The 20838-nt window shown below is 63.1% G+C and carries 17 protein-coding genes; 13 read left to right on the top strand and 4 right to left on the bottom strand.

Going from position 1 to position 20838, the window contains the following annotated elements; translation table 11 throughout:
* The first annotated feature begins 145 nt into the window (after window positions 1-145).
* The 12 genes from P0D89_RS22965 to P0D89_RS22910 all read left to right on the top strand — a co-directional run bounded on the left by P0D89_RS22965 (window position 146) and on the right by P0D89_RS22910 (window position 16314).
* The gene (locus tag P0D89_RS22965; RefSeq protein ID WP_408377216.1) at window positions 146-1444 is read left to right on the top strand and encodes an extracellular solute-binding protein; all 1299 of its coding nucleotides are present in this window, start codon (window positions 146-148) and stop codon (window positions 1442-1444) included.
* Between the two features lie 60 nt (window positions 1445-1504).
* Window positions 1505-2422 (top strand): carbohydrate ABC transporter permease, encoded by a 918-nt coding sequence (locus P0D89_RS22960; protein ID WP_408361519.1) that lies wholly within the window; start codon window positions 1505-1507, stop codon window positions 2420-2422.
* Between the two features lie 2 nt (window positions 2423-2424).
* Window positions 2425-3270 carry a carbohydrate ABC transporter permease gene (locus tag P0D89_RS22955; RefSeq protein ID WP_408361518.1) on the top strand — a complete coding sequence of 282 codons (846 nt, stop codon included), beginning with the start codon at window positions 2425-2427 and terminating at the stop codon, window positions 3268-3270.
* A 99-nt stretch (window positions 3271-3369) separates the two neighbouring features.
* The gene (locus P0D89_RS22950; protein WP_408361517.1) at window positions 3370-4500 is read left to right on the top strand and encodes an ABC transporter ATP-binding protein; all 1131 of its coding nucleotides are present in this window, start codon (window positions 3370-3372) and stop codon (window positions 4498-4500) included.
* Window positions 4501-4740: 240 nt separating this feature from the next.
* Window positions 4741-7146: a glycoside hydrolase family 3 N-terminal domain-containing protein gene (locus P0D89_RS22945; protein WP_408361516.1), complete on the top strand. Its 2406-nt coding sequence runs from the start codon at window positions 4741-4743 to the stop codon at window positions 7144-7146.
* 82 nt (window positions 7147-7228) lie between these two features.
* A complete protein-coding gene (gene xylB, locus P0D89_RS22940; RefSeq protein WP_408361515.1) occupies window positions 7229-7996 on the top strand; it encodes a D-xylose 1-dehydrogenase in 768 nt (255 codons plus the stop codon).
* A complete protein-coding gene (locus tag P0D89_RS22935; protein WP_408361514.1) occupies window positions 7993-8877 on the top strand; it encodes an SMP-30/gluconolactonase/LRE family protein in 885 nt (294 codons plus the stop codon). The genes xylB and P0D89_RS22935 overlap by 4 nt, the downstream gene beginning before the upstream one ends.
* Before the next feature lie 140 nt (window positions 8878-9017).
* Entirely contained in the window at window positions 9018-10013 is a 996-nt protein-coding gene (locus P0D89_RS22930) for a LacI family DNA-binding transcriptional regulator (RefSeq protein WP_408361512.1), read from the top strand.
* 219 nt (window positions 10014-10232) lie between these two features.
* Window positions 10233-11660, top strand: coding sequence for an MFS transporter (locus P0D89_RS22925; RefSeq protein WP_408361511.1), 1428 nt, complete (start codon window positions 10233-10235; stop codon window positions 11658-11660).
* A gap of 5 nt (window positions 11661-11665) precedes the next feature.
* The gene (locus tag P0D89_RS22920) at window positions 11666-13450 is read left to right on the top strand and encodes an IlvD/Edd family dehydratase (RefSeq protein WP_408361510.1); all 1785 of its coding nucleotides are present in this window, start codon (window positions 11666-11668) and stop codon (window positions 13448-13450) included.
* A gap of 83 nt (window positions 13451-13533) precedes the next feature.
* On the top strand, window positions 13534-14721 hold the full coding sequence (locus P0D89_RS22915; RefSeq protein ID WP_408361509.1) for a fumarylacetoacetate hydrolase family protein: 1188 nt from the start codon (window positions 13534-13536) through the stop codon (window positions 14719-14721).
* A gap of 150 nt (window positions 14722-14871) precedes the next feature.
* Entirely contained in the window at window positions 14872-16314 is a 1443-nt protein-coding gene (locus tag P0D89_RS22910; protein WP_408361508.1) for an aldehyde dehydrogenase family protein, read from the top strand.
* A 223-nt stretch (window positions 16315-16537) separates the two neighbouring features.
* On the opposite strand, the gene P0D89_RS22905 is transcribed toward P0D89_RS22910, so the two are convergent.
* Entirely contained in the window at window positions 16538-16807 is a 270-nt protein-coding gene (locus P0D89_RS22905) for a DUF4148 domain-containing protein (RefSeq protein WP_408361507.1), read from the bottom strand.
* 260 nt (window positions 16808-17067) lie between these two features.
* Window positions 17068-17979, bottom strand: coding sequence for a LysR family transcriptional regulator (locus P0D89_RS22900; protein WP_408361506.1), 912 nt, complete (start codon window positions 17977-17979; stop codon window positions 17068-17070).
* A 164-nt stretch (window positions 17980-18143) separates the two neighbouring features.
* On the opposite strand from P0D89_RS22900, the gene P0D89_RS22895 reads away from it, so the two are divergent.
* Window positions 18144-19244 carry an NAD(P)H-dependent flavin oxidoreductase gene (locus tag P0D89_RS22895; protein WP_408361505.1) on the top strand — a complete coding sequence of 367 codons (1101 nt, stop codon included), beginning with the start codon at window positions 18144-18146 and terminating at the stop codon, window positions 19242-19244.
* Window positions 19245-19352: 108 nt separating this feature from the next.
* Here the strand turns inward: P0D89_RS22895 and P0D89_RS22890 are convergent, their stop codons facing one another.
* Together P0D89_RS22890 and P0D89_RS22885 are read right to left on the bottom strand one after the other, a co-directional pair.
* A complete protein-coding gene (locus P0D89_RS22890; protein ID WP_408361504.1) occupies window positions 19353-19589 on the bottom strand; it encodes a tautomerase family protein in 237 nt (78 codons plus the stop codon).
* A 59-nt stretch (window positions 19590-19648) separates the two neighbouring features.
* Window positions 19649-20359, bottom strand: coding sequence for an SDR family NAD(P)-dependent oxidoreductase (locus P0D89_RS22885; RefSeq protein WP_408361503.1), 711 nt, complete (start codon window positions 20357-20359; stop codon window positions 19649-19651).
* Window positions 20360-20838: the final 479 nt, after the last annotated feature.

Raw genomic sequence — 20838 nt, 5'->3', positions numbered from 1 at the left:
TTTGCTATATGCAAGGCCCGCAGCAAAACACCAGGTAAAATCCCGCATAGCGACACTTCACACAGGAGCCTAACATTCGCTAACGTTATGGCTAACGTTAGACGTTTGGGTTGGTATTCCAATATTCACGAGAGGGGACACAAACATGGCGCACCCGGCTTTTTTTAAAGCGCGGTCAATTGCCGGCGCTACGGCGCTCGCATTCTCGTTGTCGGCAGCCGTATCGACAAGTGCGTTCGCACAGTCTGGCAAGACGATTACGGAGTGGGACCAGCAAACCAACGTCACGTCGAGCAAAGTGCTCCGGGATGCGGCAGACCGCTTCGAGCATCAGAACCCCGGCTACAAGGTCGAGGACTCACACGTCCTGAACGAAGCGTACAAGACCAAGCTGAAAGTGGCGTTCGGCGCGGGCGAGCCGCCGTGCGTGTTCGAGTCGTGGGGCGGTGGTCCGTTGCACGAATATGTGAAGGCCGGCCAGGTGGTCGACCTCACGCCGTATCTGCAGAAAGACCCGGCGTATCGTGACCGCTTCCTGCCCACTTCGTGGCATGCGGTGACGTACGACAAGAAGACGTATGGCGTGGCTGCGGAAAATGCGTCCGCGGCTGTGATCTTCTACAACAAGGATCTGTTCAAGCAATACAACCTGACGCCGCCGCAAACCTGGGATCAGCTGATGCACGTCGTGCAGGTGCTGACCTCGCATGGCATCGCACCGTTCGCGTTGAGCAACAAGAACAAGTGGACCGGCTCGATGTACTACATGTACCTCGTCGACCGGCTCGGCGGCCCCGACGTGTTCCGCAAGGCTGTGGACCGCGCGCCGGGCGGCAGCTTCGCCGACCCGGTGTTCGTCGAAGCAGGCAAGTACATCCAGCAGCTGGTGAAGGCCGGCGCGTTCGCGCAGGGCTACAACGGTCTCGACTATGACGTGGGCGCATCGCGTCGTCTGCTGTATTCGGGCCGCGCCGCGATGGAATTGATGGGCGGCTGGGAAGCGTCGACGATCCAGAACGAGAATCCGGCATTTTCCAGCAAGGTCGATTTCTTCCCGTTCCCGAGCATGCCGGGCGGCAAGGGCGACCCGCGCGATGTGATCGGCACCGTCGGCGACGGTTTCATGAGCATCTCGACGGAATGCAAGGACCCGCAGGCGGCGTTCAAGCTGATCCAGACGATGACGGACGACACGTCGATGCAGGGCCGCGTTGTCGACAAGAAGATTCCGCCGGTCAAGAACATCAGCATTACCGATCCGTTCCTGAAGCGCCTGCAAGAGTTGATCGCCAACGCGCCGAACGTGCAGCTCTGGTACGACCAGGAGTTGCCGCCGAAGCTGGGCGAGCTGCACAAGGATACGTCGCAGGCATTGTTCGGCCTGTCGGTGACGCCTGAGGCTGCTGCACAGCAAATGGAAGCCGCCGCGAAGGCGGGAAGCTAACCCGTAGTCTGAAGAGGAGCCCGGCCCGCGTCGGTCGATGCGGGCCGGGACACACGATCTGTGAATATTGCAATTTCCACTGCGCCCGCCGAGCGGGCGCGTATTTCGTCGCAGTGGCTGGTGATCACAGTCTTTCTCGCTCCCGCGGTGCTGCTGCTGGCGATCTTCCTGCTGTACCCACTGGTGTCGAGCCTGCGGCTTTCGCTGGTTGACTGGACCGGGCTGGGTACGCATTCACGCTTCGTCGGACTCGCCAACTGGGCACATCTCGCACAGGACACGGTTTTCTGGCGCTCGCTGTGGAACAACGTGCTTCTCGCGATCACGTCGATCGTGATCGAACTGCCCATCTCGCTCGCGCTGGCCGTGCTGCTGGAAAAGGCGGGACGCGGCTCACGCATTCTCAAGATTCTTTACTTCCTGCCGCTCTTGATGTCGAGCGTCGCGATCGGCGTGCTGTTCAAGAACGTCTACGACCCGAACTTCGGACCGCTGAACGTCGCGCTGCACGCCATCGGCCTTGATTCGTTCGCGCAGGATTGGCTCGGCGACACACGCTTCTCGCTCGCATCGACGATCGCGGTGATCTGCTGGCAGAACGTGCCGTTCTACATGATCCTGTTTCTCGCCGGACTGTCGTCGATGCCCGCTGAACTGAACGAAGCGGCGCGCCTCGATGGCGCCTCCGAATGGACCATCTTCTGGCGCATCAAGCTGCCGCATCTGCAAGGCGCGATCCGTACCGCGGTGCTGCTGTCGGTGCTGGGTTCGCTGCGCTATTTCGATCTGATCTACGTGATGACGGGTGGTGGCCCGGAAGGCTCGTCGGAGCTGATGGCGACTTATATGTACCGGACCGTGTTCAGTTCTTTCCAGCTGGGCTACGGCAGCACGATCGGCTCCGCGATGTTCATCATCGTGTCGCTGGTTGCCGCGATCGCATTGCGCATGACGCGTCGTTACGAAACGGAAGTTTGAGCATGGCCACTGAAACAAATCGCCTCCATTTTCCCAGGATCCGCATCGGCGTGCCGTTGCTGGGTTTGATCTGGCTCGCCGTCACGACGTTGCCGTTCATCTTCGTCGTGGTGACGAGTCTGAAGACGCAGGAAGAAACTTTCTCCGAACCGGTCTGGGCGTTGCCGACCCATGTTTATTTCGGCAACTACTGGGCGGTGCTGAACGGCCCTTACCTCACGTACTTCAGCAATAGCGTTTTTGTCGTCGGGGTGTCGGTTCTGCTGATCGTGTTGCTGAGCGCAATGGCGGCTTACGTGTTCGCGCGTTTGCGCTTCCGTTTGAACAAGGTGCTGTTCGGGCTGATGATCGCTGGGATGATCGTGCCTCTGCACTCGACGCTCGTGCCGATCTATCTGCTGACCCGCAACCTCGGTCTCTACGACACGCAGTTCGCGCTGATCGGACCGTACGTGGCGCTGAGTCTGCCGATCTCGATCTTCATCCTGACGGAGTTCATGCGCCAGATTCCGCATGAACTGGAAGAAGCCGCGCAACTCGACGGCTGCGGTCCGTTCAAGATTTTCTGGCGCATCTTCTTTCCGCTCTCCACACCGGGGCTGGCGACGGTTGCGATCTACAACGGCATCGCGCTGTGGAACGAGTTCATCTTCGCGTACATGCTGACCTCCACACCCCCGCATCGCACGCTGCCGCTGGCCGTATGGGACTTCCAGGGGCATTACTCGTCGAACATTCCGGCGATGCTGGCGGTCGTCACGATGACGTCGCTGCCGCTGATCGCGGCCTACGCATTCGGCCAGGAGCGCTTGATCAAGGGCATGATGGCCGGCTCCCTGAAGGGCTGACGAACTGACGATGAACCGGGGCCAGCCGGGCCGCATGGCCGGCTGGACCAGTCGGGCTGAAGCGAGCGTCCGATAATTTAACCGCGAACACAACGAGCTATGGCAAGCATTACCCTGACTAAAGTACAGAAGGCGTACGAAGGCAATTCGCCGATTATTCGCAACGTTCACCTCGAAGTCGGCGAGAACGAGTTCTGCGTGTTCCTCGGGCCGTCGGGATGCGGGAAGTCGACGTTATTGCGCATGGTCGCCGGACTCGAATCGATCACCGAGGGGGAACTGCGCATCGACGGTCGGTTGATGAACAACGTACGGCCCGCCGAACGCCGGGTTGCGATGGTGTTCCAGAACTACGCGCTGTATCCGCACATGAGCGTCTACGAGAATATGGCGTTCGGTTTGCGTCAGGCGAAGATCGACAAGGCGACGATCGACAGCAAGGTGCGCCGCACGGCTGCCGCGCTGCAACTCGACGGGCTGCTCGAACGTCGTCCCGCGGCGCTGTCCGGTGGGCAGCGCCAGCGCGTGGCGATCGGCCGGGCGATCGTGCGCGAGCCGGGCGTGTTCCTGTTCGACGAGCCGCTGTCGAATCTCGACGCGGCGCTGCGCGTGCAGACGCGCATCGAGATCGCGCGCCTGCATCGGGAATTCCGTCAGGCGAGCGCGATTTACGTCACGCACGACCAGATCGAAGCGATGGCGCTCGCCGACAAGATCGTGCTGCTGCACGCCGGCGCGGAAATGGAGAAGCACGGCAGCATCGCGCAGATCGGCGCGCCGCTCGATCTGTACCACCGCCCGAAGAGCCGCTTCGTGGCGGGTTTCATCGGCTCGCCGAAGATGAACTTCCTGCCGGGTGTAGTCACCGCGATCGATGCCACGGGTCTTGAAGTCGAACTGACGAGCGGCGAGCGCGTGCGCGCGCAAGTCGACGGCCGCAATCTGAGCGTCGGTGCGCATGTCACGTTGGGCATCCGGCCCGAACACCTCGGTTTGCCGTCCGATCAAGCGGGTACCCAGACGATCCGCTGCGCGGTGCGCCTCGTCGAACGGATGGGCGAACACAGCTATGTGCATATCGACGGCGGCAGCCGGGACGGCAACCCGCTGATCGCCAAATTGCCGGGCGACGGCGGCGTGACGCGTGACGAACGGATCGAGCTGACCCTCGCGCCGGACGCATGCCATGTGTTCGACGACCGGGACTTCGCGCTGCCGCGTCTGCACTGATCTTGCACTCCCGCTGACGAGGCCGCTTCGTCACGCTAGCGACGCAACGAATTTGAAGCAACGAATTTCTAGTCCAGCTGGTGTTGAGTCAATTTAAAGGACTGCGAAATTCTGGAAGGAATATGAAATGCAGGGCGACGATGCGAACGAAGCATCATGGAGCCTTGCGTTCGCGACGAAAACCGGATTTGTCGGCGCGATACGCGCTAAGTACACCAGGATCATTTAAAGGAGTTCTCGATGTTGCTTCGCCCAAGTGAAGTACCGCTCTACCGCAACCCCGCGGCCGCCGTCGAAGAGCGCGTTTCCGATTTGCTGGCGCGCATGACTCTGGACGAAAAAATTGCCCAGCTTCACGCCGCGTGGCTGAAGCTGTCGTCCGACGGCAACCACGAAGCGCGGACGGTGGATTTCGCGCACGGCGACGCCGGCGTGACGGTCGAAACGATCCTTCAGCACGGACTGGGTCAGATCACGCGCCCGCTCGGCACGCACACGGTCGATCCGAAGGAAGGCGTACGCGCGCTCAACGCGTTGCAGCGGCAAATGGTGGACGACACGCGCCTCGGCATTCCGGTGATGTCCCACGAAGAGTGTCTGGTTGGCCTGATGATCAAGGACGCCACGCTGTTCCCGTCGCCGTTGAACTACGCGGCGACGTGGAATCCGCGTCTGGTCGGCGAGGTCGGCGAAATCATCGGCGAGCAGGCGCGCTCGATCGGTTGCCATCAGGGGCTCGCGCCGGTGCTGGACGTATCGCGCGATCCGCGCTGGGGCCGCACCGAGGAAACGCTCGGCGAGGACCCGTATCTGGTCGGCGTACTCGCATGTCACTACGTCAAGGGGCTGCAAGGCGAACGCCGCGACGTGCTCGCGACGCTCAAGCATTTCGTCGGCCATTCGGCGAGCGAGGGCGGCCGCAATCACGCGCCCGTGCATGTCGGGCTGCGCGAACTGAACGACGTGTTCCTGCTGCCGTTCGAAATGGCGGTCAAGCTTGCGGACGCCGGTTCGATCATGCCCGCGTATCACGACATCGACGGCGTGCCCTGTCATGCGGACCGCACGTTGCTGACGGATACGTTGCGCGACAAGTGGGGCTTCGATGGCCTGGTCGTCGCGGACTATGCGGCTGTCGATCTGCTCTACAGCCATCATGCTGTCGCGCCGGACAGCGCGGCGGCCGCTGCGCTCGCGTTCAATGCCGGACTCGACGTCGAGCTGCCCGGCCATGAGTGCGCGCTGCATCTGAAGGAAGCACTGGTGCGCGGCGAGATCAGCGAAGAGACGATCGACACCGCCGTTGCGCGAGTGCTGCGCACGAAGTTCCGTCTCGGCCTGTTTGAAAATCCGTATGCGGACCCGGAGCGCGTGGACGTGAAAAGCGAATCGGCCGGCGACACCGCATACCAGGTGGCGCTCGAATCAGCGGTGCTGTTGCGCAACGAAGGCGGCGTGTTGCCGCTCGACCCGAAAGGCGCGGCGAAGATCGCCGTGATCGGCCCGACCGCCGATGATCCGCTGGCGCTGCTGGCCGGCTATAGTTTCCCGGTGCACCTGATCAACTCCGGCGAGCAGTCGGTCGCGTCGATCGGCACGCCGTTGCAGGCACTGCGTGAGGTGCTCGGCGACGAGCGCGTGATTCACGCGCGTGGCTGCGACATCATCACGGAGCGCCGTGCGGGCGCGCCGGTGTTCCCCGGTGACGTGTCGCTGGACACCATGAACACCGCGAACCGCGACCAGCTGATCAGCCAGGACACCGGGCACATCGCAGCGGCGGTCGACGCCGCGCAGCAGGCCGGCGTGGCGATCGTGTTCGTCGGCGATCTCGCGGGATTGTTCCAGTCCGGCACGGTGGGCGAAGGGTCCGACACGGACAGTCTGGATCTGCCTGGCGTGCAGCAGGCGTTGCTGACTGCCGTGGTCGACAGCGGCACGCCGACGGTCGTCGTGATGACGGGCGGGCGTCCGTACAACCTTGGCGGTCTGGAGGACCGGATCGCGGCGCAGATCATGGCGTTCGCGCCGGGCGAACGCGGCGGCGAAGCGCTTGCCGATCTGCTGGTGGGTCGTGCGAATTTCAGCGGACGCCTGCCGTTGTCGGTGCCGAAGAGCGCCGGGGCCGTGCCGTACACTTACAACCACCGGCTCAAAAGCGCCGGTACGCCGGTTGCTTATCACTTTGGTTGCCGCTACCCGTTCGGCTTTGGTCTCGGCTATACGCAGTTCCGTTACGGCAGTCTCGCCGTGGCGCGACGCGAAGTGCCGATCGGCGACGGCACGGTCGAACTCAGCTTCACGGTCGAGAACCTCGGCCCGCGCGAAGGCACTGAGGTGGTGCAGATCTATGTGCGCGACCGGCTCGCATCGTCGGCGCGGCCGGTGCGCGAATTGAAGGCGTTCGCGCGCGTGCCGCTGGCGGCAGGCGACTCGACGCAGGTCCGTGTGCGCATCCCGGTCGACATGCTCAACTTCACCGACGGGCGCGGAGAGCGTATCGTCGAACCAGGCGACTTCGATTTGATGGTGGGCAGCTCGAGCCGCGATATTCATCTGAGCGACACGGTGAGCGTCACCGGTCAAGCGGTGCGAACGCTCGAACGCGACTGGCGCATGGTGAGCGAAGTCGAGGTCCTGTCGTAACAGGCAGGTCGGGGACGTGTCCAGCCGGGAGCGGCTGGGCACCCCGCATTGGTAGTCATTCTCGGAACAAGTGGAATATCAGATGTCGTACGCAATCTATCCCAGCCTCTCAGGCAAAACGGTAGTCATTACCGGTGGCGGCAGCGGCATCGGCGCCGCGATGGTCGAAGCATTCGCACGGCAGGGCTCGCGCGTCTTCTTCCTCGACGTGGCGGAAGAAGACGCGCTCGCGTTGCAGGAATCGCTGCGCGATAACCCGCACCCGCCGTTGTTCCGCCGCTGCGACTTGCGCAACGTCGACGCGATTCAAAGCACGTTCGCGGAGATCGCCGATCTCGCCGGGCCGATCGAGGTGCTCGTGAACAACGCGGGCAACGACGACCGGCACGAAATCGACGCGGTCACGTCGACCTATTGGGACGAGCGCATGGCCGTGAACCTGCGGCACCAGTTCTTCTGCGCACAGGCCGCGGCGGCCGGCATGCGCAAGATCGGGCGCGGCGTGATCCTGAATCTCGGCTCGGTGTCGTGGCACCTCGCCTTGCCGAAGCTGGCGATCTACATGAGCGCGAAGGCCGCGATCGAAGGGATGACCCGCGGCCTCGCGCGCGATCTCGGCGATGCCGGCATTCGCGTGAACTGCATCATTCCGGGCGCGGTGCGAACGCCGCGTCAAATGCAGTTGTGGCAGTCGCCCGAGAGCGAAGCGAAGGTGGTCGCGAGTCAATGTCTGCGCTTGCGCATCGAGCCCGAGCATGTCGCCCGCATGGCGTTGTTCCTCGCGTCCGATGACGCGTCGCGCTGCTCCGGCCGTGACTATTTCGTCGATGCCGGGTGGTACGGAGAATGAAAGTGCGCCTGCCTGTCTGCGTATGGCCGGTCAATGCGGAACTCGGCGAAGGCCCGGTGTGGCAGGCCGAGGAGAACGCAGTCTATTTCGTCGACATCAAGGGCCGCCATATCCATCGTCTGTCGGTCGCTACGGGACACACGCAAACGTGGAACGCGCCGGATCAGCCGGGCTTCGTCGTGCCGCTCGCCGGGCACGGTTTCGTCTGCGGGCTGCCGGGCGGCCTGTATCGCTTCGATGCCGGCAGCGGGCAATTCGACAAGCTCAAGGATGTCGAGCCGCATCTGCCGGGCAACCGTCTGAACGACGGCTTCGTCGATGCGAGCGGGCACCTGTGGTTCGGCTCGATGGACGACGGTGAAGAGCAACCCACCGGCACGCTGTATCGCGTGAACGACGCGGGCGAAGTGGTGGCGCAGGACGACGACTACGTGATCACCAACGGACCCGCGATGAGTCCGGATGGACGCACGCTCTATCACAACGATACGCTGCGGCGCGTCGTGTACGCGTTCGATGTGAACGAAGACGGCACCTTGTCAGGCAAACGCATCTTTGCCGCCATTTCCGGCGACGGCTACCCGGACGGAATGGCCGTCGACGCCGAGGGATACGTGTGGGTTGCGTTGTTCGGCGGCTGGCGTATCGAGCGCTTCTCGCCCGACGGCAAGGTTGTCGAGCAGGTGCCGTTTCCGTGCGCCAACATCACGAAGCTCGCATTCGGCGGCGACGATCTGCAGACGGTTTATGCATCGACGGCGTGGAAGGGCTTGTCGCTGGTCGAGCGTCAGCAGCAGCCGCAGGCCGGTGGCCTGTTTTCGTTTCGCTCGCCTGTGCCGGGCCAGCCGCAGGCGCGGTGTCGCTGGGGCTTCTCGCCATGAGCCGGAAATGAGGGCAGACGCGCAACGCGCTTGAAACCCGGCCCTATACCAGGTGTCGCCAGGTATCATGTGCGTTCCGTGACTTCCGCGCGTTTGCAGTGATCAAGACCATGACGTCCAGGCCTCCCGTTCCGCCCCGCATGTCCGACGTCGCCGAACGCGCCGGCGTTTCGAAGATGACCGTGTCGCGCGTGCTGGCTGGGCGCAGCGTCTCGCAGGCTACCCGCGAAAAAGTGCAGAAGGTCATCGACGAACTGGGATACGTCGCCGACGCGGCAGCGGGCGCATTGTCGTCGGGGCGCTCGGAGTTCGTCGCGGTGCTGGTGCCGTCGCTGTCCAGTTCCAACTTCTCCGACACGGTACGAGGCCTGAACGCGGCTTTGAGTCCGCATGGTCTGCAACTCCTGCTCGGCGACACCGACTATCGTCTCGAACAGGAAGAACTACTGGTGCGCTCGATGCTGCGCCATCAGCCACGCTGCGTCGCGCTGACCGGCAGCCGCCACACCGAGGCGACCCGCACGCTGTTGCAGCGCGCCGGTATCCCGGTCGTCGAAATGTGGGACCTGCCTGCCGATCCGATCGATACGGCGGTGGGCTTTTCGAATGCGACCGCCGCGCGCGCGATGGTTCGGCATCTGCACGCGAGCGGCTATCGGCGCATCGGTTTTATCGCCGGTGCGAGTGAGCGCGATCGTCGCGGTCTCGACCGGGCGCGCGGCTATGTCGCGGAAATGAAAGCGCTGGGGCTCGGCGAGCCGCGCGTGATCCGGCTCGGCGAATCGCCGATCACAATGAGTCATGGCGCGCCCGCGATCGGCGCATTGCTCGACGCATGGCCCGATACCGAGGCCGTGATGTGCGTGAGCGACATGTCGGCGTTCGGCGCGATCATGGAGTGTCACCGGCGCGGGCTGTCGGTGCCTGGCGACATCGCGATTGCCGGCTTCGGCAACTTCGAGGTGTCGTGGTGCTGTCAGCCGACCATCACCACCGTGTCGGTGGACGCATATGGGATCGGCTTGCGCGCCGGCGAGACGTTGCTCGCCGCGCTGGCGGCGCGCGAGGCCGGACAGCCGCAGCGTACGAAAGCGGTCAAGATCGACTTCACCGTGATTGCGCGGGACAGCACCTGAGCCGGCGGCGCGCCGGTTCAGCGCGACATCAGCAGACCGTTCCCGCGGTCGTCTCCACCTCAGGGATATCCCTTGGTTGTTCGGATGGTTGGCCACGCGTAACATGCAGACCCAGAAATGTTACCGGTAACGTTCCCGGAAACGATGTATCGGGTCGCGTGGCACGTGAGCCGTGACGCCCAGGCGTTTCGCACAAAAAATACGCTGATGGAGATTCGAATGACCACTGTGCCGTCCGCTGTCGCCGCGCCTGCCGCGCAGATCAGCGAGTTTGAGGAGAGGACCTATCGCAAGGTCGTGCGCCGCCTGTTGCCGGTGCTGTTGCTGTGCTACGTCGTGGCATACCTGGACCGCGTCAATGTCGGTTTCGCGAAGCTTCAGATGCTCGACGATCTCGGCCTGTCCGACACCATGTACGCGATCGGCGCCAGCGTCTTCTTCTGGGGCTACTTCATCTTCGAGATTCCTAGCAACGTGTTCCTGCATCGCTACGGCGCACGCTTCTGGATCGCGCGGATCATGTTCACGTGGGGCCTCGTGTCGATGGCGCTCGCTTTCGTCGAGCCGCTCGCGCACCTCGCGCACGTCGAGACCGCGACGATGTTCTACACGCTGCGTTTCCTGCTCGGTATCTGCGAGGCCGGCTTCTTTCCCGGCGTGATTCTTTACCTGAACTACTGGTTTCCGGCGCAGCGTCAAAGCCGCGTGATGTCCGGTTTTCTGATTGCGATGCCGGTCAGTTTGATGCTGGGCGGCGTGGTGTCGGGCTGGTTGATGGACCACACCGCTGGGCTGTTCGGCTACCAGGGCTGGCAGTGGATGTTGCTGATCGAAGGCGTGCCGTCGCTGTTGACCGCGTTCGTCGTGTATTTCTCGCTCGACGACGGCATCGAGCGCGCACGCTGGCTGTCGCCGCAGGAGAAAAACCTGCTCGTCGCGAATCTGCAACGCGAGAGCGCTCAGAAGACCGCGCGTTTCGGCTCTGCGGTGCGCGATCCGCGCGTGTGGCTGCTGGTCGCGATTCTGCTGACCTTCAACACGGGCTTCTACGGACTGGCGTTCTGGCTGCCGTCGATCATCAAGGCGACCGGCGTGCAGGACCCGTTGCATATCGGCCTGCTTACGGCAATCCCTTACGGCGTCGCGATCATCGCGACGCTCGCCAACGCGGCGCATTCGAAGAAGACCGGCGAGCGTCGGCTGCACGCGGCGATCCCGGCGCTGATCGGCGGCCTCGGCCTGATTCTGAGCGCGGCGTTCGCGCATCAAGTCGTGCTGGCGATCACGTTCCTCACGATCGCCACCGCCGGCATTCTCGCGCTGATGCCGATCTACTGGACGTTTCCCGGACAACTGCTGTCAGGCGCGGCCGCCGCGGCCGGCATCGCGATGATCAACGCGATCGGCAATCTGTCGGGCTTCACCGGTTCGATGATCACCGCCGTCGCCAAGAACCTGACCGGCGACATCAACAACGGCACGTATGCGCTCGGCGCGTGTCTGCTGGTTAGTTGTATGCTGATCCTGCTCGTGCCGCGCAGCATGCTGACACGGGCAGCGCCGGCCGACGCCAGCAAGCCCAGCCGCCAGACGGCGCACGCGGCGCCGCGCGCCAGCGATTCAACCCTCCCCATGACAGAGAGATAAGCAACATGTCAGCATTTACACCGCGCCGGCTGAGAAGCCAGGAATGGTTCGACGATCCATCGCACGCGGACATGACGGCGCTCTACGTCGAGCGCTTCATGAACTACGGCTTGACGCGTGAAGAGCTGCAGTCGGGCCGGCCCATCATCGGCATCGCGCAAACGGGCAGCGATCTCGCGCCGTGCAACCGCCATCACATCGAACTCGCCGCGCGCACGAAGGCCGGCATTCGCGACGCGGGCGGCATTCCGATGGAATTTCCGGTCCACCCGCTCGCCGAGCAGAGCCGCCGGCCGACCGCCGCGCTCGACCGCAATCTCGCGTATCTCGGGCTGGTGGAAATTCTGCACGGCTTTCCGCTCGACGGCGTCGTGCTGACCACCGGCTGCGACAAGACCACGCCCGCCTGTCTGATGGCGGCGGCGACCGTCGACATGCCCGCCATCGTACTGTCGGGCGGCCCGATGCTCGACGGTTGGCACGAAGGCAAGCGCGTCGGTTCAGGCACTGTCATCTGGCATGCGCGCAATCTGCTTGCCACTGGCGAAATCGACTACGAGGGCTTCATGCAGTTGACCACGGCGTCGTCGCCGTCGATCGGACACTGCAATACGATGGGCACCGCGCTGTCGATGAACAGTCTCGCCGAGGCGCTTGGCATGTCCTTGCCTGGTTGCGCGAGCATTCCCGCCGCGTATCGCGAACGCGGCCAGATGGCTTACGCGACCGGCAAACGCATCGTCGATCTGGTGCGCGAGGACGTGCGTCCGTCGCACATCATGACGAAGGCGGCGTTCGAAAACGCCATCGTGGTGGCGTCGGCGCTGGGCGCTTCGAGCAACTGTCCACCGCATCTGATCGCGATTGCGCGGCACATGGGCGTGGAGCTGAGTCTTGACGACTGGCAGCGCGTGGGCGAGCAGGTGCCGTTGATCGTCAACTGCATGCCCGCAGGCGAATATCTGGGCGAGAGCTTCCACCGCGCGGGCGGCGTGCCCGCCGTGTTGCGAGAGCTTGTCAACGCGCAACTCGTGCATGGCGAATGCCTGACCGTGTCGGGCCGCACCATCGGCGAGATCGCGGCGGATGCGCCCGCGGCGGATCGCGACGTGATCATGACAGCGGAAGAGCCGCTCAAACACGGTGCGGGGTTCATCGTGCTGTCGGGCAACTTCTTCGACAGCGCGATCATGAAGATGTCGGTGGTCGGTGATGCTTTCCGGCAGACCTATCTGAGCGAGCCCGGCAAGGAAAACGCATTCGAGGCGCGAGCCATCGTGTTCGACGGTCCCGAGGACTATCACGCGCGCATCAACGACCCGTCGCTCGAAATCGACCAGCACTGCATTCTGGTGATTCGCGGCGCGGGCACCGTGGGCTATCCGGGTAGCGCCGAGGTGGTAAACATGGCACCGCCGGCCGCGCTCGTGCGCGAGGGCATTACATCGTTGCCGACGCTCGGCGACGGACGCCAAAGCGGCACGTCCGCAAGCCCGTCGATTCTGAACATGTCGCCCGAAGCAGCCGTTGGCGGCGGACTCTCGCTGTTGCGCACGAACGACCGCATTCGCGTGGACCTGAATTCGCGCAGCGTGAACGTGCTGGTCGACGAGGACGAACTCGCGCGGCGCCGTGAAACGGCTACCTTCACAATTCCGCCAGCGCAGACGCCCTGGCAGGAGCTGTACCGCCAGACGGTGGGTCAGCTTTCCACCGGCGGCTGTCTCGAACCCGCGACGCTTTATCTGAAAGTGATTGCCGAACGTGGCAATCCGAGGCATTCGCACTGACGCGCAGGTTGCAGGGCCGGGCTCCGGTTTGACATCGGGCCTGGCCGTTCTGCTTTCCCAACTTTCCTGAAGAAACCACTCCCATGTCCGAAACTTCCCAATCCAGTTTCCTCCCCGACGACCTCGACCAGGCGCTGCTCGTGGGGCGCGTGTGGCGCAAGACCGACGAGCATGAAGGCCCGTGCGTAGTCGTCGTGCGCGGCGGTGAGGTGTTCGACATCACCGCGACCGTGCCGACCACGGCCGATCTGTTCGAGCGTGAGAACGCAGCGCAAGTCGCGCGCACGGCGCCTGGCTTGTCGCTCGGCGGGGCGGCGCAACTGATCGCCGCCAACCTGCCCGGCGCAGCCGCGCCGGCCGTGCGGCTGCTCGCGCCGTGCGACATCCAGGCCATCAAGGCGTGTGGCGTCACGTTCGCGGTGAGTCTGATCGAACGCGTGATCGAAGAACAGGCGGGTGGCGATCCAGCGAAGGCGAAGGAAGTCCGCGAGACCATCGCAACGACGATCGGCACGGACCTGTCGAAGATCAAGCCGGGCTCGGACGCCGCGATGAAATTGAAGGCCGAACTCGAACGGCGCGGTGCGTGGTCGCAATACATGGAAGTGGGCATCGGCCCGGACGCGGAAGTGTTCTCGAAGTCGCAGCCGATGTCGGCTGTGGGTTTCGGCGCTGACGTGGGCTTGCTCGCGGCGTCGACCTGGAACAATCCGGAGCCCGAGATCGTGCTGGCGGTGAATGGCCGCGGTCAGATCGTCGGCGCGACGCTGGGCAACGACGTCAACCTGCGCGATATCGAAGGCCGCTCGGCGCTGCTGCTCGGCAAGTGCAAGGACAACAACGGCTCGTGCGCGATCGGGCCGTTCGTGCGGCTGTTCGACGAGAGCTTCTCGCTCGACTCGGTGCGCTCGGCAAGCGTCGCGCTGCGCGTGGAAGGCGCCGACGACGACTTCGTGCTCGAAGGCGTGAGCCACATGAGCGAAATCAGCCGCGATCCGGCGGACCTCGTCACGCAGACGTGGGGACGGCATCACCAGTACCCGGACGGCTTCATGCTGTTCCTCGGCACGATGTTCTCGCCGATCAAAGACCGTGACGCCGCCGGCGGCGGCTTCACTCATCACCTGGGCGACCTCGTGACGATTTCGACGCCGCAACTCGGCGCGCTGACCAATACGGTCCGGCTGAGCACCGAAATCGAACCGTGGACGTTCGGCGTGCGCGCGCTTTATCGGAATCTGGCGGCTCGCGGGCTGCTCGGTGTGGCCTGATCGGCTCGCACGTATTGAGCGTATCGTGATCATATGGCGCGGCGGTCGTGCCGCGCATAGCTTCAGGTGTTTCCAGTCGTCTCCGTTCCGGCCTGACGGTCAGGTCTCGCCGGCGGAGGCTTCAATCGGTATCGACCGGAGAAAGACAGCATGAGCCAGTTTGCAAACTACATCGACGGACAGTGGGTAGAAGGCGCGAGCGTGTCGCGCAACGTCAATCCGTCCAACCTCGACGACGTGATTGGCGAGTTCGCGCAGGCCGACGCCGAGCAGACGCAACGGGCGATCAGCGCCGCGCGCAAGGCGTTCGCGCAATGGTCGTTGTCCACGCCGCAGCAGCGCTTCGACATCCTCGATCAGGCGGGCAGCACGATCCTCGCGCGCAAGGCCGAGCTCGGCCGGCTGCTCGCGCGTGAAGAAGGCAAGACGCTGCCCGAGGCGATCGGCGAAGTGGGCCGCGCCGGGCAGATCTTCAAGTTCTTTGCGGGCGAAGCGCTGCGTCTGGGCGGCGAGACCGTGCCGTCCGTGCGCCCGGGTATGACTGTGGAAGTGACGCGCGAGCCGCTGGGTGTGATCGGCCTCATCACGCCGTGGAATTTCCCGATCGCGATTCCCGCGTGGAAGATTGCACCGGCGCTCGCGTATGGGAACACCGTCGTCGTCAAGCCGGCCGACCTGGTGCCGGGCAGCACGTGGGAACTGGTCAAGATCATCGCCGAGGCGGGCGCGCCGGCGGGCGTGATCAATCTCGTGATGGGACGCGGCTCGGTGGTCGGCGAAGCGTTGGTTTCTTCGCCGGAAGTCGATGCCTTGAGCTTCACCGGGTCGGTCGCGACCGGCCGGGCAATCGGCGCGAAATGCTTTGCGTCCGGCAAGAAGTTCCAGCTGGAGATGGGTGGCAAGAATCCGATGGTCGTGCTCGACGACGCCGACCTCGATGTCGCGATCGAAACGTGCATCAACGGTGCGTTCTACTCGACGGGGCAGCGTTGCACTGCGTCGAGCCGCCTGATCGTGACCGAAGGTATTTATGAGCGCTTCATCGACGGCATGAAAGCACGCATGCGTGCGTTGAAGGTGGGCGATGCGCTGGCCGACGGCACCCACATCGGTCCGGTCGTCGACGACAAACAGCTCCAGCAGGACGAACGCTATCTCGCGATCGCAAGCGAAGAGGGCGGCACGGTGTTCGGCGGGGAGCGCGTAGAGCGGGACACGCGCGGCTACTTCCTCGCGCCGGCACTGGTTACCGACACGACGCCGGAGATGCGCATCAACCGGGAAGAAGTGTTCGGCCCGGTGGCCTCGGTCATCAAGGTCAAGGACTACAACGAGGCGCTCGCAGTCGCCAACGACACGGAATTCGGACTCTCCGCAGGCATCTGCACGACCTCCCTGAAGTACTCGGCTCATTTCCGTCGGCATGTGCAGGCCGGCATGGTGATGGTGAACACGGCAACCGCCGGCGTGGATTATCACGTGCCATTTGGCGGGCGCAAGGGTTCGAGCTACGGTCCGCGCGAGCAAGGCAGCTATGCCCGTGAGTTCTATACGACGGTCAAGACCGCGTACGTGAGTCCGGGTGTCGTTTGATAGTCGCGGATTAGCGTTGTTTCGCGGGCTGCGGCCGCATCGGGAAGAAAACGCCACCCGGCCGGTGACAGCCATGCGAAGCCACCGGGAATCCGGGGCGGAGGTTCTGATGTGAAACGGGCCCGCGATCGTAACGAAATCACGATCGCGGGCCCGTGGTGCGAAGCAGCCGGGCGCAGCGTGCGCCCACTCCGGTGAAGCGACGGCCTGCGGGCCGGAAGGCTTACTGCGCTACTGCATGGCCTTGTTGCGACGAACCGCTAGCGACACCGCCCACTGCGCTGTTTTGCGCGGCAACGCGTGCTTCGGCAGCCTGAATGTTCGCCGGGTATTCGTTCGGGTTCGAACGGGCCGGGTTGTAGCCAGCCTTTTCGATCTGAACCAGTTCTTCGCGCACTTGCGCGCGGGTCAACGGCTGGTTCGACTGGGCGAAAACGGCGACCGGAGCAGCAAGGGTAGCGGCGATAACAACGGCTTGAACGAGCGATTTCATGGTGACTACCTCCAAAGACTTGTTTTGTTTGGGCTGCAAACGCTTGGTTTGCTGCAGTGATGACAGTCTAGGAGGACGAGAAAGTAGGGTAAATACCTAATTGGCGAAATCACTGTTTCATAAACTAAAACAATTGGGCTGCGAGCTCGTTGATTTATGCCGGCTGATGCAGTCGTTGCAAATATTGGGATGCTTGCGCCGCATCTGGGCACGAACGGCTTGGCCGGTTGCGCGGAAGGCTTGGCAATCAGGCGGTTGCACTACGGTGCGAGTTTTTCCATCAGAAAGTCGACGAAGCTGCGCACGCGCGACGAAAGATGTCGCGCATGCGGATAGAGCAGCACGAACGGCCGCGAACAACCGCCGTAGGGCTTCAACAGTTCCTTGAGCGTGCCGTCGGCAATGTCTTTGTCGACGATAAACCGATAAGTTTGAAAAATGCCCGCGCCGTGGCGCGCCAGGGTCACTCCGGAAAGCACGTCGCCAGAAGCCGCGCAGCCGCCGCGCGTCATCATTTCGGCTTCTTCGCCATTCTGTGTGAACAGCCATGGCAAGTTGCGGCCGCTGCTCGGCAGCGCGTACTGGATGCAGTCGTGATGGACCAGATCGTCCGGCGTCTTTAGTTTGGCGGCTCCGCGCAGATACGCGGGCGACGCGACCACGACCAGTTCCGCATCCTCGATCTTGCGCGCGATCAAATTCGAGTCGCCCGGCGCGCGTCCGCGAATGGCCAGGTCGAAGCCTTCTTCCGCAAAGTCGATGTTGCGGTTGCTCAGGTGCGTTTCGACGGTGACGCCGGGATAACGCGCACGAAACTCCGCGAGCAGCGGCAGCACCCGGTAGTGACCATATGGCGTCGGCATGCTGATGCGCAACACGCCGGTCGGGGTGGTCTGCTGTCCGGTTGCTTCGCGCTCGGCGTCCGCAAGCTGATGCAGCGCTTGCCGACATTGTTCGAAGTAGCGCCGTCCCGCATCCGTCAGCCGGATCTGTCTCGTGGTCCGCACGAACAAGCGCACACCCAGGCGCGTCTCCAGACGCGCGACCGAGCGACTGACCGCAGCCGGCGTGACGCTTGCGGCGGTCGCGGCGAGAGTGAAGCTCTCCAGTTCCGCGGCGAGACAGAACAGTTCGATAGTGCCTAGAAGGACGTCTTCAAATTGACGTTGCATGGTTTTTTCGATGTCCTGTCTGAGCGCGTTATTTTGACCGGGCAGTGAGCCCTTCGGCGACGGGGAAGTGAAGGCTACGGGCGGCGCGCTCGCCTTCGGTGCGGAATCAGAGGCTGCACGCAGTATCAGGACTATATTGTAGTGAGCATCCACAGGGGACAGACATGATCAGGCAGACGGACAATCGCGCGTTGCTGCATTTGCTGGGTATCGAGAAGCCGATTGTGCAGGCGCCGATGGCGGGTGTCAGCACGCCGGCATTGGCGGCGGCCGTGTCCAATGCCGGCGGCCTCGGTTCGCTGGGCGTCGGAGCGATGAACGCTGAAGGAGCGCGCAAGGTCATTAGAGAGACACGCGCATTGACGGCCAAACCATTCAACATCAACGTTTTCTGTCATCGACCGGCGCAAGCTGACAAGGCCGTCGAGCGCCAATGGTTGAACTGGCTCGCGCCGTATTTCGAAAAATACGGCGCAGCGCCGCCGGCGTCACTGTCGGAGATCTACACGAGCTTCGTGGCGGACCCGGCCATGCTGCAAGTTTTTGTCGAGGAAAAGCCGGCGATCGTGAGTTTCCATTTCGGCTTGCCTTCCTCCGATGTGATCGCCGAACTGAAGAAGGCGGGTATCAGGCTGCTCGCGAGCGCAACCAACTTTGATGAGGCTGCGCAGGTTGCAGCGGCGGGAGTCGATGCGATCGTCGCGCAAGGTATCGAGGCCGGTGGGCATCGCGGTGTTTTCGATCCGGATGCAGTCGACGACGGCTTGGGCGTATTTGCGCTGACGCGTCTGTTTGTCAGCGAATTCGACCTGCCGGTGATCGCTGCAGGCGGCATCATGGACGGTGCCGGGATCGCGGCGGCTCTCGCGCTGGGTGCTCAAGCGGCTCAGTTGGGCACCGCTTTTGTTGCGTGCCCGGAGACGTCGATCGACGACGGTTATCGTCGAGCGATGCTTGCGGACGCGGCTCGCCGAACGACTTTTACGGCAGCGATTTCGGGGCGCGTTGCGAGAAGCATGGTGAACCGGTTCACCGAACTCGGCAGCGACGCGCGCTCGCCAAAGCCGCCCGCCTATCCAATTGCATACGATGCCGGCAAGGCGCTTCATGCGGCCGCGAAAGCCACCGGCGAATTCGGCTATGGCGCGCAGTGGGCGGGACAGGGAGCCGCGCTGGCGAGGTCGCTGCCTGCGGCCGAGCTGGTTGCGGCATTGGACCGCGAACTGAAGGAGAGCATCAGGCAACTCCAGCAGTTTGCGGGCTAGCGGTCGTCGTAGTTATGAGGGCGCAAGAAGGAGAGTTAGGCTTCCTTGAGATTGCGCCCTCGTTCATTCGACGAAGCTCGTTCTGAATCATCGCGCACGTGCTGGCATTTAACCCGGCTTCAAGCCACGCTGTTTGCGATAGGCTTCAACGGGCAGTCCACCCCAGCCCCAGTTCTCGGTCTCCACTTCCTGAATGACGACAAAGGTTGATTCGAGCGGCTTGTTCAGCACGTCGAGCAGCAACTGACTGACGCCTCCGATTAGCGCGGCTTTTTCGTCGGCAGTGACGGAATCATTGCCGGACTTGCTGCCTTCGCGGGTTACCTGAATGGTGACGATGGGCATGTGAACCTCCATAAACGTGGGTTGACTTGCTGGGCGCCGATTGCGGCGCCCAAGGCCGATCAATGGCCGGCGCTTTGGCCGCCGTCGACGTGCAGGATTTCGCCGGTCACGAACGGCGCGGCATCCAGATACAGCACAGCGCCGACGACATCGCTCATTTCGCCCATGTGACCAATGGGATGCAGTGCGTCGAGCGCCGCGTGAGTTTCTTTCGGGTGCATCGGCGATTTGATGACGCCCGGGGAAACGGCATTAGCGCGAATGCCCTTTTGCGCGTATTCAATTGCGAGGGACTTCGTGGCCGCGTTCAGACCTCCCTTGGTCAGCGAAGCCAGTACCGAGGGTACGCCATTGATTGCGTGATCGGTGAGGCTGGTCGTGATGCTGACCACGTGACCGCTCGCATTCTTTTCCATCTCGACGATGGCGAACTGGGTAATGTGGAAGAAGCCGGAGAGGTTCACTGCGGTGATGGCCGCATAGTCTTCCGCGGTGTAGCCGGTGAAGGGCTTGGCGACGAAGATGCCGGCGTTGTTCACCAGCGTGTCGACGCGGCCGAAGCGGTCGACAGCCGCGGAGATCACGCGCTGGGCGGTTGCCGGATCGGCGATATCGCCGGCCACGGTCACGATGTTGGGGTCGTCCGACGGCCTGATCGATCGCGCGGTTGCGACGACGCGATAGTCGAGCTTGCGGAACGCGTTGACCAACTCGGCGCCAATGCCTTGGGATGCGCCGGTAACGACGACGACCTTGTGTGATGTGCTCATGATTCAACCTCCAGATACATTGTTTGGGATCAGATGCTGATCGGGCCACGGGCTCCGATGGATATGAAATCTAGGCTCATCGGCGCGGAACTCGAATACCCGCCATGGACAAACAGTCGTGCGTACCAGGTACAAATGCATCGGATGACGGTGGCACCTGGGGCGGTTCACGTTTTGCGAGGCTCGCTATCGTCCGTACAGAGCGTGGGTAACTCTCCGGAGTTTTATTGAGCGGGGCTTTGTCTGTGCGGCACTTCACTGCGCTTGGGCAAAATGCGAAACAATATCCGTGCTCGTGGCAGGGGGCGTTAGAAAGTCATTGTCGATTCGAAGCAGACGTGCGCAGTTGCGCGAATCTTCTCGATGCATCCGAAACGACTGCAAGCGACGGAAGAACTCCGTCGTTGCTTTGCCGATGATCGATCGAGACGGCTAAAAAAATATTTCGCAAATTGGGTTGACCGATGGAATTCCGGTCT

Origin of the sequence: Paraburkholderia sp. RL18-085-BIA-A (assembly GCF_046027075.1) — a bacterium.
GTDB lineage: Bacteria > Pseudomonadota > Gammaproteobacteria > Burkholderiales > Burkholderiaceae > Paraburkholderia.
Note: the sequence above shows the minus strand (reverse complement) of the source record. Positions and strands in the feature narration are given on the sequence as shown.

Coding starts and splice junctions, on each gene's coding strand:
- P0D89_RS22965 (WP_408377216.1), top strand. CDS start 146: ATGGCGCACCCGGCTTTTTTTAAAGCGCGGTCAATTGCCGGCGCTACG.
- P0D89_RS22955 (WP_408361518.1), top strand. CDS start 2,425: ATGGCCACTGAAACAAATCGCCTCCATTTTCCCAGGATCCGCATCGGC.
- P0D89_RS22950 (WP_408361517.1), top strand. CDS start 3,370: ATGGCAAGCATTACCCTGACTAAAGTACAGAAGGCGTACGAAGGCAAT.
- P0D89_RS22945 (WP_408361516.1), top strand. CDS start 4,741: ATGTTGCTTCGCCCAAGTGAAGTACCGCTCTACCGCAACCCCGCGGCC.
- xylB (WP_408361515.1), top strand. CDS start 7,229: ATGTCGTACGCAATCTATCCCAGCCTCTCAGGCAAAACGGTAGTCATT.
- P0D89_RS22935 (WP_408361514.1), top strand. CDS start 7,993: ATGAAAGTGCGCCTGCCTGTCTGCGTATGGCCGGTCAATGCGGAACTC.
- P0D89_RS22930 (WP_408361512.1), top strand. CDS start 9,018: ATGTCCGACGTCGCCGAACGCGCCGGCGTTTCGAAGATGACCGTGTCG.
- P0D89_RS22925 (WP_408361511.1), top strand. CDS start 10,233: ATGACCACTGTGCCGTCCGCTGTCGCCGCGCCTGCCGCGCAGATCAGC.
- P0D89_RS22920 (WP_408361510.1), top strand. CDS start 11,666: ATGTCAGCATTTACACCGCGCCGGCTGAGAAGCCAGGAATGGTTCGAC.
- P0D89_RS22915 (WP_408361509.1), top strand. CDS start 13,534: ATGTCCGAAACTTCCCAATCCAGTTTCCTCCCCGACGACCTCGACCAG.
- P0D89_RS22910 (WP_408361508.1), top strand. CDS start 14,872: ATGAGCCAGTTTGCAAACTACATCGACGGACAGTGGGTAGAAGGCGCG.
- P0D89_RS22905 (WP_408361507.1), bottom strand. CDS start 16,807: ATGAAATCGCTCGTTCAAGCCGTTGTTATCGCCGCTACCCTTGCTGCT.
- P0D89_RS22900 (WP_408361506.1), bottom strand. CDS start 17,979: ATGCAACGTCAATTTGAAGACGTCCTTCTAGGCACTATCGAACTGTTC.
- P0D89_RS22895 (WP_408361505.1), top strand. CDS start 18,144: ATGATCAGGCAGACGGACAATCGCGCGTTGCTGCATTTGCTGGGTATC.
- P0D89_RS22890 (WP_408361504.1), bottom strand. CDS start 19,589: ATGCCCATCGTCACCATTCAGGTAACCCGCGAAGGCAGCAAGTCCGGC.
- P0D89_RS22885 (WP_408361503.1), bottom strand. CDS start 20,359: ATGAGCACATCACACAAGGTCGTCGTCGTTACCGGCGCATCCCAAGGC.